Source organism: Phytobacter ursingii (assembly GCF_001022135.1).
In the GTDB taxonomy this organism is placed as follows: domain Bacteria; phylum Pseudomonadota; class Gammaproteobacteria; order Enterobacterales; family Enterobacteriaceae; genus Phytobacter; species Phytobacter ursingii.
Genome location: NZ_CP011602.1, coordinates 1219584 through 1232291 on the forward strand (window position 1 = coordinate 1219584; position 12708 = coordinate 1232291).

Sequence of the window (12708 nt, forward strand, 5' to 3'; positions counted from 1 at the left end):
TGCTTTATATAAGGAAAGAAATGATGTCAGAACTGACTCTCACCGACCCCGAGGTTTTAATCGGTCACACCGACGTGATTTGCTCCACCAGCATTGAGCGTATAGTCACCGGACGTAATGCCGCGATTGCACAGATTGAGACGCTGATACAGCAGCTTGACGATATTTCGACGCTGACCCGTAGTATCGGCGGAAAAACAGCTCTGGACTGGGCTATGAAACAAGATTTCCGTTGCGGCTGCTGGTTGATGGAAAAAAGAGAAGCGGCGATGAAAGCCATCACCTGCAATCTCGATCGCGGCATCTGGCGGGATTTAATGAAGCGCTCCGACATGCTGAGCCTGATGGATGCTCAGGCCCGTGATGAGTGGCACAATAGCCTGGAAAAGGGGGATATTCCGGCCGTAAGCGAAGAAAATATTCTCAACACATTCGAGCAACTGCATCTGAATAAGGGCGAGGTATTTGAACGGGGTGTAATTAACGTCTTCAAAGGACTTAGCTGGGATTTTAAGACGAACAGCCCTTGCAAATTTGGAAGGAAAATCATCGTCAGTGGGCTGGTCAAATGTGACCGGTGGGGATTTGGGCTCAGCTGGGGCTGGCAGCGCGATCGTTTAGCAGACCTGGAGCGCATGCTGATTCTTCTGGATGGGAAGCCCGTACCTGACAACCGCGCTGACGTTACCCGTCGGTTAGGTGATCACATCCATGATGACAGGCACAGCAATCGGTACGAGGATGAAATGTTTGCAATCAAATACTTTCAAAAGGGAACAGCCCATATAACCTTTAAGCGACCAGAGTTGGTCGATAAACTGAATGACATCATCGCCCGGCACTACCCGGGAGCACTGGCAGCGAAATGAAAGGGGAGTGCCCTGTCCGATGCCTTCGCAAGTGAGCCAGCGCAAGCCAGACGGCAATGGCATACTGGATGGCATACCGAAAAGACGTACAAAAGAAAAAGCGCATGTTAATTAATAACATGCGCTCGGAATATGGCGGTGAGGGGGGTATTCGAACCCCCGATACGTTGCCGTATACACACTTTCCAGGCGTGCTCCTTCAGCCACTCGGACACCTCACCACATTGTCTTCCCGATGTTGTCGGGACGGGCGCTAATGTAGGAAAAAGCGGGACTTCCGTCAATCTTCTTTTTCAATAAATTAGTGCGTTTAGACAAACTTCAATCAACTTGCTTCTTAAATGTCCTGAAACTGGCTTTTTTACCGGCAAAACACTTTTCTAAATACTTTCAGTGATATTTGCTAAGGTGATGTGTGAACATAACCGTCTGACAAGATAACAGATAACCCCGATAGTGACCGGGAAACCACACCATCAATCTGGAGCTGAAATGGAGATTATTTTTTATCACCCGACCTTCGATCCCGCCTGTTGGCTGCCAGCCTTACGCAACGCATTACCCGGTGCGAACGTGCGTGAATGGCGCAAGGGTGATGATGAACCTGCCGATTATGCGCTGGTCTGGCATCCTCCTGTCGAGATGCTGCGCGGCCGTGAACTGAAAGGGGTATTTGCGTTGGGAGCCGGAGTCGACTCTATTCTGAGTAAACTCAAGGCGCATCCGGAGATGTTGGCCCAACATATCCCGCTGTTTCGCCTGGAAGATACCGGCATGGGGCTTCAGATGCAGGAATATGCGGTGAGTCAGGTGCTGCACTGGTTCCGCCGCTTTGATGATTATCAGGCATTAAAACAGCAGGCCAGGTGGCTGGAGCTGGAAGAATATCGCCGCGAAGATTTCACCATCGGCATCCTGGGGGCGGGTGTGCTTGGCGCGAAAGTGGCAACCAGCCTGAGCGCATGGGGATTTCCGCTGCGCTGCTGGAGTCGTTCGCATAAAGATTTACCAGGTGTGACCAGTTTTGCCGGAACAGAAGAGTTAGGCGAATTTCTGCACGGGACGCGCATATTGATCAATTTGCTACCTAACACCCCTGAAACGACGGGGCTCATTGATCTCAATGTGATAAATCAACTGGCGGATAACAGCTATATTATGAACCTGGCGCGGGGTGTTCATGTGGTCGAGGACGATCTTTTGCAGGCGCTGGACAGCGGTAAATTGAAAGGGGCAATGCTGGATGTCTTCAGTCGCGAGCCGCTGCCGGCCGACCATCCTCTCTGGGCGCATCCCCGTGTTGCCATGACGCCACATATTGCGGCCACCACCCGTGCAGATGAAGCCATTGCTTTTATTGCTGCTACGATCGGCAAACTTGAACGTGGCGAAATCGTGAACGGGCGGGTTGATCGTGTTCGTGGCTATTAGTGAAGCTTCCGTGTCAGACCGGGTTTTTCATTAAAAATGGCAGCGATAACTGCTATCCTTGCAGAAACAACTACAGGAGAGTTTCATGTATCCCGTTGACCTGCATATGCATACCGTCGCCAGCACCCATGCCTATAGCACCCTGCAAGACTACATTACCGAAGCAAAGCGAAAAGGGATTAAGCTGTTCGCTATTACCGATCATGGCCCTGATATGGATGATGCACCACACCATTGGCACTTCATCAACATGCGTATCTGGCCACGCGTTGTGGATGGCGTCGGCATTCTGCGTGGCATTGAAGCCAATATCAAAAATATTGACGGTGAGATTGATTGTAGCGGCCCTATGCTAACTTCGCTGGATCTGATCATTGCAGGCTTTCATGAACCCGTGTTTGCTCCGCAGGACAAAGAGACCAATACCGAGGCGATGATTGCGACGATGGCGCATGGTTATGCACACATCATCAGCCATCCGGGCAATCCAAAATATCCCGTCGATATCCCGGCAATTGCCGCCGCCGCCGCGAAGTACAACGTGGCTCTGGAAATCAACAACTCCTCTTTCCTGCATTCGCGTAAAGGTAGCGAAGCAAATTGCCGTGCGATAGCTGCCGCCGTGCGTGATGCGGGTGGGTGGGTTGCTCTGGGGTCTGACTCGCATACGGCATTTACGCTGGGCGAATTTGCGCAATGCCGTGATATCCTTGATGAGGTCGATTTCCCGGAAGATCGTATTCTCAACGTCACACCGCGCAGGATGCTGAGCTTCCTTGAAGCGCGTGGAATGACGCCTATTACTGAATTTGCCGACTTTTAATTAGCCACTGGAATCATTGCATGAACGAATTTTCCATCCTCTGCCGCGTACTGGGTTCACTGTTTTATCGTCAGCCACAGGATCCCTTACTCGTGCCGCTCTATACCCTCATACGTGAAGGGAAGCTGGCGCAAAACTGGCCGCTGGAGCAGGATGAAATGCTGGAGCGCCTGCAAAAGAATTGTGATGCACAGGCGTTGGCCGCTGATTTTAATGCGCTTTTTGTCGGTAACGAAAGCCGCGTTTCCCCCTATCGCAGCGCGTGGATTGACGGGGCGACAGAGGCAGAAGTGCGGGCATTTCTTTCGTCTCGCGGTATGCCGTTGACCGACGCACCTGCAGATCATTTTGGTACGCTGCTGTTGGCAGCCTCGTGGCTGGAAGATCAGTCGGCAGAAGATGAAAGTGAAGCGCTGGAAACACTGTTTGCAGAATATCTGCTGCCGTGGTGCGGCACATTCCTCGGCAAAGTGGAAGCACATGCTACTACGCCATTCTGGCGGACTATGGCACCGTTAACGCGTGATGCTATCTCTGCCATGTGGGATGAATTGCAGGAATCAGAAGAGGAATAGATGTGTTGTAAGTCACATTTAAACTGCAACAAGAAATGTGATATTGCAATTATTGCGTTTGATATCACATAAATCAGGCGCGTATCTGCTAAGATGCGCGCCATGAACATACTCCTTTCAATCGCTTTAACGACAGGCATTCTCTCCGGTCTCTGGGGTTGGGTTGCTGTCTCTCTTGGTCTGATCGGCTGGGCCGGATTCCTTGGCTGTACTGCCTACTTTGCCTGTCCGCAAGGTGGTCTTAAGGGCCTGTTAATTTCTGCCTGTACGTTAATGAGCGGGGTAGCCTGGGCGCAGGTGATTATTCACGGCAGCGCGCTGGCTCCGCAACTTGAGATTGTAGGGTATGTCATGACTGGCCTGGTGGCGTTTCTGATGTGTGTCCAGGCGAAAAATCTGCTGCTTTCTTTCGTTCCGGGCACGTTTATTGGCGCATGCGCTACTTTTGCTGGGCAGGGCGACTGGCGTATGATCGTGCCTTCGCTTGCTGTCGGATTGTTATTTGGTTATGCCATGAAAAACAGCGGATTGTGGCTTGCTGCACGTAACGCTGGTGGGATGACAAAAGAACAAAAAAAAGCGTGACGATTTAACCCGTCACGCTTTTTCCGTATTTACCATCAGGATTGCGGAGGCATCGCCGCCATCTCGCGATATTTGACCAGCACTTCGTTTTTGCTCTCTGCCTTGTTTTGCAGATCCCACAACCCGCGATCGATACCATCATTAATCAGCAGAATGACCCCGGTCTCGATAGCAGACATCAGGCAAAGCATGACTGGTTCATTAGCCGTGTAACCCACTTCGCCTTCCAGCAGACGCTGATAATCAATAAAACGAAATACCCCAGCCTGCACTTCATAGGACAAAATAGTCTTACTGGTATTTACTGACGAGAGCACTTCGCCGGTGCTGACATTGACCACGCGTAGGTTAACGGCGATCTGGTCGAGTTGATATTGCGTGTCGGCACCTATACCGAAATAACGTGCGCCTATGCCCCCTGATTTGACATTGCTTTCATAACCAATAATCGAGCCTTCAATCATTACATTCGCAGCGGTCAATGACTGGAGCGGGAAGCGGTTATTAATAGCAACCGTGCCGTTTTCCTGCGCCGCGCGAATGATTTTGCGTTCATTCAGCAAATTCTGCAGCCCCTGGCGTTCCAGTGGAACAAACCAGCGTGAATCTTTTAGCGCCGTCACCAGCATGGAGGTAGCGCTCTGCGGAACCGCGGTCGAGAAGTTACTGGCCGGGTAGGGTTTAAACTGCCCGGTTTCATCCTGAATGTTATATACCGACACATATATTTTACCGGACGGCAGCGGCAAATGCGTTAAATCACTGTAGCTTTGTGCCCGGGGTAATAACGTAGGTTTGGCGGCTTGTTTTGGCGGCGCGGTTAAGCATCCGCTTAATAAACACACGGCCAGAAGTATGAATAAGCGCTGCATGATTATTGTCCTGTAATGGCGATGCCTTAAAAATCGGTTGAACCGTTTTGCAAACCTGAAACCTGAATAGTTGACGTTTTGCCTGTTTTTCTGTCAGTTACATTTAATTGTAACTGTCCATCTTTATTGGCAATATCAACGATAAAGTCGCTAGTTACCATTCGACCAGGTTTGCCGGAATTTATATTTGTTAATAATCCACCCAGTATTTGTGATTGAATAGCCTGAGTAAAATTATCAAGTGCCGATGTCGTCTCAACGCCAAGATCTTTATAGCTTGGATCTTTATAAGAGTTTTGTGCTTGCGCGCTATTTAATAAAAATGCGCCGTTATTAGGGTTGCCCCCGAAATTAGGGTTGCGGAACTGGAACGTCATTTGCCCGGCCCAACTTGATGGCGTTATCAACATTAATGAAATGACGGCATATGCAATACGCATGTTACCCTCCGGATGTTTATCGTGTTTTAGAATTCATCTGTCGCTAAATCGCGGGTGCTGAGTAATGCCTGATCAATTTGGCGACGGTCGAGTGCTTCGTGTGTCTGTGCAAGTGCAATATCAACATTCTTGTCAAAATCACGCCGTGTCGGGAACATAAAAGTCTGATACACAACACTTTGATTAATCGTGATGGTTATCCAGCTTCCCCAGCGAGCACTTGGTCTTTCATTGATAGTTAAATTCCCTGTCCAGGTACTTTCCCACTTATCACTAAAAGCACGATAAAAATCGTGTCCGATCGAAGAAACCGTATGGTCGGTGAGTAAACCGGGAATCTCCACTTCGACAGCGTGCAGATTCCCGGCGGCCAGCAAGAGTGTTGCAGCCGCAAGGTAGTGCGATACGCGTTTCATGGCATTAACGCCTGAGATTGTCGTTGGCCCAGGAGACCGCCTGAGTACGGTTTTTTACTGCTATCTTTTTGAAAAGGTTATAAAGATGTGTTTTAACTGTATTTTCGCTGATAAACAGAGAGCGGGCGATTTCAATATTGGATGCGCCAATGCGCAACTTATTCAAAATCTCTTTTTCCCGGTGTGTCAGCAACGCGGATTCCGAACTGCTGTACCGATAATTTCCAGAGTGGGTGATTAAGTAGCTGGCAAGCTTTTGCGAAAAGTAGCACTCACCGCGCAGGATCCCTTGCAACCCCTCAACCATACGGGATTCATCTTCCGAGACATAAAATACCCCATTGATATGCGGCCAGTTTTCAATATCACGGAACGGATATTCCTCCGGCGTATTCATTAACAATACTTTTAATGTATTGTTTTTTCTGGACAAAATGTCCTGCCAGTATTGGATGATTTTCTTATCCGCCTCCATCATATCGAATAACACCACACAATCGCCGGGAATGTCCTCCAGCGAGCGTTGAATATTATGCAGTTTCCCGCTCATCGACAGAGAATGCTTCAAATGCTGCAACAAGGCTGTTGCCTGCAAGGAGGGTTTGGTAATTAACAACAATGTATGATTGTACGAACTATGGACTTCACTGAACATGATGAAACCCCGCGTTAAAGACATCCGCAGCTTCCCCACCTAAAGGTGGGGAACCAGAAGTACTGACAGATGCTGTGTTGCTGTGTGTAGTAATAAATACTTAATCCCTAACGAGTAAGGGAAATTAATAAATCTAAATGTGTACTGCTAATTCCAATCTAGTCTTTGCCCTTCTTAAAGCAAGTGTTAAACATGTAACGTAATGTAAAAATAAATATTAAAATATTTCACTGCGGTTTTTTTATTGTTTAGTTTTGATAGGTAAGTTGTACATGAAATCATACTTGCACACATTTTAAAAATCATACAAATTAATATAATTAATTGTTTTTAAAGGTTTTTAATAATAACCTTAAAGTAGTATGGGTAATGCCACAACAAAGGTTTTGGTATGAGTGGCGATGTTCGGTTTGTGCAGCAAAAAAAAAGGAAGGATTGTGAAGGGTGAGTAAAGAAATGTTATCTCCTTCTCAGAACATGCTTGCGGATTACTTCGTTACAACCAAATTGTTATAAGCAAACCCATCTGCCAAAAAAGTCAATATACGCTCTCTATATGCGCGTACCGGTAACAATACAAATGTTCATACTTTGGTCTTAAGGGGAAAGTAAAAAATACGAATCACGGGTGAGATATTTTATTTTTCTCACTGCCCATACTGATTTCCGTAACGCAGCGTTAACAAATTAATTGACGATGTTATCGCTGGCGTGACAAATATTTAAACTGTCTTTTTAATAAATGACCAGGTCCAGGGTGACAACATGAAAAACAAGTTGTTATTTATGATGTTAACGATGCTGGGTGCACCTGGGTTTGCCGCCGCTACGGGTTATGATATGGCCGGTTCGGAATATAACCTGGCGGTGAATGAATTAAGCGCCGCTGCCTACAATAAAGCGGCCATTATTGGTCAATCCGGTGCAAATAATAACGCACAAATTAGCCAGGCAGGCTCGAAGTTATTGTCAGTTATTTCCCAGAATGGTGGGAGCAATTCGGCAAAAATTGACCAGTCAGGAGCATATAACCTTGCATATATCGATCAGTCAGGCAGTGCCAATGACGCGAATATTACGCAAGGGGCTTACGGCAATACCGCAATGATTATCCAAAAAGGGTCGGGTAACAGAGCGAGCATTACACAGTACGGTACACAGAAAACAGCAGTCGTTGTCCAGAGACAGTCGCAGATGGACATACGCGTTATACAACGTTGATGCCATTGTGGCTTTAAAATCAATCCGATGGGGGTTTACCATGAAACTTTTCAAAGTGGCAGCAGTAGCAGCGATCGTCGTTTCAGCCAGTGCTTTTGCAGGCAGCGTCCCGCAGTTCTCAGATCATGGCGGTCATAACTATGGTGGTCCGGATTCAGTACTGAGTATCTATCAGACCGGTAGCAGTAACTCCGCACTGGCGCTGCAATCCGATGCTCGCGACTCTTCCACTACAATCCGTCAGAATGGCTCAAGCAACGGCGCTGATGTTGGCCAGGGTTCTGACGACAGCACCATCAGCCTGTCACAAAATGGTTTCCATAACAGTGCAACGATTGACCAGTGGAATAGCAGAGATTCTACTATCTCTGTAAGCCAGTATGGTGGTGGCAACGGCGCGTTGGTTAATCAGACTGCTTCTGGCTCTACCGTGAACGTACACCAGGTTGGTTTCGGCAACAATGCAACTGCCAACCAGTACTAACAGACATATCGTTTGAAGAGACAGGGCTACGGCCCTGTTTCTTTTTGGGAGGCGTTATGAACACATTGTTATTACTTGCCGCTCTGTCCAGCCAGATTACCTTTGACACGACCCGCGTTGGCGATATGTATACGATTACCCCACAGGTTTTACTCACCGAAAATTGCGTCTGTCAGGTACAGATTCTGGCAACACGAGAAGGGCAAGGCGGCCAGAGTCGTACCCAGCAGCGTAAAACTATGCAATTTATCGCTAATCAACCGACCTCGTTGATGCGGTTAAGTATGAATATTGAAGCGCAAGATAGTGTCGATATTGTCGTTACCGTCACCGATGGGCAGTCAGTGAATGTATCCAGGCACTGGACTTCACAACAAAAGATATAACGCATTCATTTCATGAATGTTTCTTGATGAAAATAGTTTGTTTCAATGCTGTTAAATTTGATTAGTTAATGTATGCATAAAGTTGACATCTTGTTTTTATGAGGTGTCTGAGCGGTGCCACTCTCACCACCTGCAAAGACCACCCATTATTGAGGTTTATATGTCAGCTTCCAGCATGCTGTTTCTTCCAGCACTCCTTTTGTCTGCCGTATGCAGTTCCGTTTCGATGGCGTCGACCGGCGGGGTTATCTATTTTGAAGGGGCGATTGTCGAAAGCCCATGCGATGTCAGCGTCGACGCTCACAAGGCGACGGTGGCATGCGACCGCCAGGGACAGGCTAAAACTCAACAATTCTCCCTACAAAAGCTTACCCAGGAGCAGAGTGGCTTAGGCAACCTTGTGACCATGAAAATCAACTACCTCAATCCGGCGCATACGCTGGCTGTGATGGACATTACCTATAACTAATCGTTTTACAGGCTCAATTTGCGCAGTAATGCAGACCGGGCCTGATCAAATTTCATTCCTGGCTGCGCTACACTTGAGAGAAGAGAAAGCTATGAGGCAGGAACATGCAAGCGACAATGCAGGTTATTCAAGGGGATATCACCACCGTCAGCGTGGACGTTATCGTTAATGCGGCAAATTCATCACTGCTTGGCGGCGGTGGGGTGGACGGGGCCATTCATCGGGCGGCCGGTCCGGCATTGCTGGAAGCCTGTCGGCGCGTGCGCCAGGAGCAAGGAGATTGTCCGCCTGGACATGCAGTGATCACCACCGCCGGAAAGTTACCGGCAAAAGCCGTTGTGCATACTGTTGGTCCGGTATGGCATGGTGGAGATGATCATGACGTTCACCTGCTGGAAGATGCCTATCGCAACAGTCTGATGCTGGCCGAAGCCAATGACTTTGAATCCATTGCCTTTCCGGCAATCAGCACCGGGGTTTACGGTTATCCTAAAGCGGCCGCAGCGGAAGTCGCCATCAATACTGTTGCGGCATTTCTGGCTGACCATCCGCAAATACGTCGCGTAGTGTTTGTCTGTTTTGATGAAGAAAATACCGCGTTGTATCGGCGACTGCTGACACAGCGCGGAGCTGAAAAGAATGCCTGAGGAGAGAACGCTGACAAGGTACCGCTGCGTTTCTTTTTAAAGTTAACGGAAAACATTAGCGAAAGTAATGCAGACGCACAACGCCAGGGCGATGCGTTTCGGATTTTCTAACCCACCCGACGCGGCGCTGGCGGATATACTTTGACAGCTATGACCATAAAAATACTCGATGAACCTGATTTTCCCTCGCAAGAGCACGTGACTCCGCCGCAGGATACGCGGTTGGGGCGAGCGGTTACGCCATTGTGCGAGGCCCACCCGGGCCTGTGCGGGCTGGTGGCGCTTGATGACAGCCTGGATGCCTTTGTGGCACGTTACCGTCTGGCAGAAATGGCGCAACGTACTCTGGATGTGCAGTATTACATCTGGGAGGACGACATGTCTGGCCGACTGCTATTGCTGGCGCTGCTGGAGGCCGCGGAGCGCGGTGTTCATGTCCGGTTGTTGTTGGATGATAACAATACGCTTGGCATGGATGATGTTCTACGCCAGCTTGATGCCCATCCACGTATTGAGGTGCGCCTGTTCAATCCCTTCTCATTCCGCACGCTACGTGCGCTGGGCTACCTTACTGATTTCGCGCGCCTCAACCGTCGTATGCACAATAAAAGTTTCACTGTCGATGGTGTGGTGACGCTGGTCGGCGGACGCAACGTCGGGGATGCTTATTTTGGCGCCGGGGAAGAACCGTTATTTACCGACCTTGATGTTATGGCGATAGGCCCGGTGGTGCGCGATGTCAGTGATGATTTTTCCCGCTACTGGCACAGTGAGTCCGTGTCACCGTTGCATGCGGTGCTGGACTTGCCACAGGAAGAGATTGCCGGGCGCATCCGTTTGCCGGAGGCCTGGTATCAGGACATCACCGCTGTCCGCTACCGCAACAAGCTTGAATCTACCCCCTTTGCCAGTCAGCTGGAGTCCGGGACGTTACCGATTGTGTGGGCGAAGACCAGGCTATTAAGCGATGATCCACGTAAAGGGCAGGGGAAAGCACACACGCATACCTTGTTACCGGAGCGTCTGAATAATGTGATGGGGACGCCTGAACGGCAGGTGGATATTATCTCGGCCTATTTTGTTCCCGGACGTCGGGGGGTTGCCCAGCTCATTCGTCTTGCGCGCAAAGGCGTAAGTATCGCTATTCTTACGAACTCTCTGGCAGCGAACGATGTTTCTGTGGTGCATGCGGGCTATGCACGCTGGCGTAAAAAGCTGCTCCGTCATGGAATAGCATTGTATGAGCTAAAGCCAACCCGTGATGAGGCACACCCGGTCCATGACCGTGGGCTGACCGGGAACTCCGGTTCCAGCCTGCACGCCAAAACATTCAGTATCGATGGCGAAAAGGTCTTCATCGGTTCGTTTAATTTTGATCCACGTTCGGCAATGCTGAATACGGAAATGGGTTTTGTGATCGACAGTGCTGATTTGGCCCAGCGCATCCACCACCGTTTTTTACGCAGTCAGCGTGCGGCGGCGTGGCAACTGCGCCTTGATCGTTGGGGGCGTATTAATTGGGTAGAGTTGCAGAACGGCAAGGAGACGGTGCTGAAAAAAGAACCGCAGACGCGGTTCTGGCAGCGAATGCTGGTACGGCTGGCATCGCGGCTTCCGGTTGAATGGCTGCTCTGATTTCCAGGCAGCCATTGTTGTCTTAACGCGCTGTTGCATGGGTATTGCTGGTTTTGCTTTCCGGTTTGCCTGAAAAGAGGAAACGCAGTAGCGGGATACGCAGGTGCGCCTCATACAGCAGTAGCGCAGAGCCAATGACAAACACCAGGCCGGTGGTAAATCCCAGCAAGTTGGAATGAATGTGTGGGGTTATCCACGCGCCGAACAGCAGTGTTAACGGATGGTGTACCAGATAGATAAACAGCGATGCGTTAACAAAATAACTCACGCGTGCAGACTGGAAATTCAGCATTCGGTGGCCCAGTGAAAAGACCACATTCACCATCCACAGACCCAGCAGCATGGTAATTACCGACTCGGTTTCATACATCCAGCCATCGCCGCTGCCATAGTGTTGATTCAGAAGATACGCGGCAAAACCGATGAGCGAACCCGCAAAGCAGGCAGGGGAGGGATTAACAAACAGCGATTTTAATCGCGGGTTAATAAAGGTCAGCGCCCCCAACAGGAAAAACGGGATATAAAAGAGTGATTGCATAACGGCGAAATTGAACAACCCGTCGCGCAATATATCAGGATAAATTATGAATACGAGTCGGCGGAATGCAGCATAAAGGATGCCGAATGCCAGGAACGCAACGGAAAGTTTGCCGAGCGTTATGTTGTCGAGCAGGCGCGCCGCATTGCTTTTAATTCTCCGGAACAGCCACATGCTGACGGTTGTAAGCACCACCAGTACCAACAAAAACCAGAGATGGGAAATCAGCTCCCACACCAGAGTATTGAATTTGTCGTACAGCGATAACGTATGCCAGTCCTGGGTACGTCCGTTGACGTATTGCAACATGATAAATTGCGGAAGCGTGAGCAGTGGAATGGCCGTCAGCATTGGAATGCCAACGCGCTCTACACGTACAGTCCACCAGCGTTGTAGCGGGTAGCGCAGATAAAGCATGTAAGAGAAGTAGCCGGAAATGACGAAAAACACCTGCATACGGAAGGCGTGGATCGCGTCATTGAATAAGGTCAGCCACCATGACGGGTGCGCACTGTTCACGTGCCACATATGGCTCGAGTAAATCAGCGAAATGTGAAAAGGGATCCCAAGCAACATTAACCACGCGCGGATGGAATCAAGGAAATATTCACGTTGTGCGGGTATTCTGCTCATATGACTCCTTTAACTCTCAGACTTTTCGT

General features: G+C 49.3%; 16 protein-coding genes and 1 tRNA gene. 11 read left to right on the top strand and 6 right to left on the bottom strand.

Annotation, left to right across the window (positions count from 1 at the left end):
• Positions 1-23: 23 nt before the first annotated feature.
• On the top strand, positions 24-869 hold the full coding sequence (locus AB182_RS09245) for a DUF4942 domain-containing protein (protein ID WP_007374439.1): 846 nt from the start codon (positions 24-26) through the stop codon (positions 867-869).
• Between the two features lie 133 nt (positions 870-1002).
• Here AB182_RS09245 and AB182_RS09250 read toward each other — a convergent pair.
• A tRNA-Ser gene (locus tag AB182_RS09250) sits at positions 1003-1090 on the bottom strand.
• Between the two features lie 271 nt (positions 1091-1361).
• Here AB182_RS09250 and ghrA point away from each other — a divergent pair.
• The 4 genes from ghrA (at position 1362) to AB182_RS09270 (ending at position 4283) form a co-directional block, all read left to right on the top strand.
• Positions 1362-2300: a glyoxylate/hydroxypyruvate reductase GhrA gene (ghrA, locus tag AB182_RS09255; protein ID WP_047369811.1), complete on the top strand. Its 939-nt coding sequence runs from the start codon at positions 1362-1364 to the stop codon at positions 2298-2300.
• Positions 2301-2385: 85 nt separating this feature from the next.
• Positions 2386-3123, top strand: coding sequence for a phosphatase (locus AB182_RS09260; RefSeq protein WP_047369812.1), 738 nt, complete (start codon positions 2386-2388; stop codon positions 3121-3123).
• A 20-nt stretch (positions 3124-3143) separates the two neighbouring features.
• Positions 3144-3698: a TorD/DmsD family molecular chaperone gene (locus AB182_RS09265; protein WP_047369813.1), complete on the top strand. Its 555-nt coding sequence runs from the start codon at positions 3144-3146 to the stop codon at positions 3696-3698.
• A 102-nt stretch (positions 3699-3800) separates the two neighbouring features.
• The gene (locus tag AB182_RS09270; RefSeq protein WP_139153695.1) at positions 3801-4283 is read left to right on the top strand and encodes a DUF1097 domain-containing protein; all 483 of its coding nucleotides are present in this window, start codon (positions 3801-3803) and stop codon (positions 4281-4283) included.
• Between the two features lie 35 nt (positions 4284-4318).
• Here AB182_RS09270 and csgG read toward each other — a convergent pair whose 3' ends face one another.
• From csgG to csgD, 4 genes are read right to left on the bottom strand one after another with little or no spacing between them, the layout of a single operon-like run.
• Positions 4319-5155 carry a curli production assembly/transport protein CsgG gene (csgG, locus tag AB182_RS09275; RefSeq protein ID WP_047369815.1) on the bottom strand — a complete coding sequence of 279 codons (837 nt, stop codon included), beginning with the start codon at positions 5153-5155 and terminating at the stop codon, positions 4319-4321.
• Positions 5156-5181: 26 nt separating this feature from the next.
• On the bottom strand, positions 5182-5595 hold the full coding sequence (gene csgF / locus AB182_RS09280; protein WP_047369816.1) for a curli production assembly/transport protein CsgF: 414 nt from the start codon (positions 5593-5595) through the stop codon (positions 5182-5184).
• 26 nt (positions 5596-5621) lie between these two features.
• The gene (gene csgE, locus AB182_RS09285) at positions 5622-6011 is read right to left on the bottom strand and encodes a curli production assembly/transport protein CsgE (RefSeq protein ID WP_047369817.1); all 390 of its coding nucleotides are present in this window, start codon (positions 6009-6011) and stop codon (positions 5622-5624) included.
• A gap of 4 nt (positions 6012-6015) precedes the next feature.
• Positions 6016-6666: a biofilm master transcriptional regulator CsgD gene (gene csgD / locus AB182_RS09290; RefSeq protein WP_047373244.1), complete on the bottom strand. Its 651-nt coding sequence runs from the start codon at positions 6664-6666 to the stop codon at positions 6016-6018.
• A gap of 765 nt (positions 6667-7431) precedes the next feature.
• Between csgD and csgB the strand changes: the two genes are divergently transcribed.
• The 6 genes from csgB to AB182_RS09320 all read left to right on the top strand — a co-directional run bounded on the left by csgB (position 7432) and on the right by AB182_RS09320 (position 11508).
• Positions 7432-7887 carry a curli minor subunit CsgB gene (gene csgB / locus AB182_RS09295; protein ID WP_047369818.1) on the top strand — a complete coding sequence of 152 codons (456 nt, stop codon included), beginning with the start codon at positions 7432-7434 and terminating at the stop codon, positions 7885-7887.
• Positions 7888-7927: 40 nt separating this feature from the next.
• Positions 7928-8371, top strand: coding sequence for a curli major subunit CsgA (gene csgA / locus AB182_RS09300; RefSeq protein ID WP_047369819.1), 444 nt, complete (start codon positions 7928-7930; stop codon positions 8369-8371).
• A gap of 56 nt (positions 8372-8427) precedes the next feature.
• On the top strand, positions 8428-8757 hold the full coding sequence (csgC, locus tag AB182_RS09305) for a curli assembly chaperone CsgC (protein WP_047369820.1): 330 nt from the start codon (positions 8428-8430) through the stop codon (positions 8755-8757).
• 160 nt (positions 8758-8917) lie between these two features.
• Positions 8918-9226: a type 1 fimbrial protein gene (locus AB182_RS09310; RefSeq protein ID WP_052958821.1), complete on the top strand. Its 309-nt coding sequence runs from the start codon at positions 8918-8920 to the stop codon at positions 9224-9226.
• Positions 9227-9330: 104 nt separating this feature from the next.
• Entirely contained in the window at positions 9331-9873 is a 543-nt protein-coding gene (ymdB, locus tag AB182_RS09315; protein ID WP_047369821.1) for an O-acetyl-ADP-ribose deacetylase, read from the top strand.
• A 150-nt stretch (positions 9874-10023) separates the two neighbouring features.
• Complete coding sequence (locus AB182_RS09320) at positions 10024-11508, top strand: phospholipase D family protein (RefSeq protein WP_082137036.1); 1485 nt, start codon at positions 10024-10026, stop codon at positions 11506-11508.
• A gap of 22 nt (positions 11509-11530) precedes the next feature.
• Here AB182_RS09320 and mdoC read toward each other — a convergent pair whose 3' ends face one another.
• A complete protein-coding gene (mdoC, locus tag AB182_RS09325; protein WP_047369822.1) occupies positions 11531-12679 on the bottom strand; it encodes a glucans biosynthesis protein MdoC in 1149 nt (382 codons plus the stop codon).
• Positions 12680-12708 lie beyond the last annotated feature (29 nt).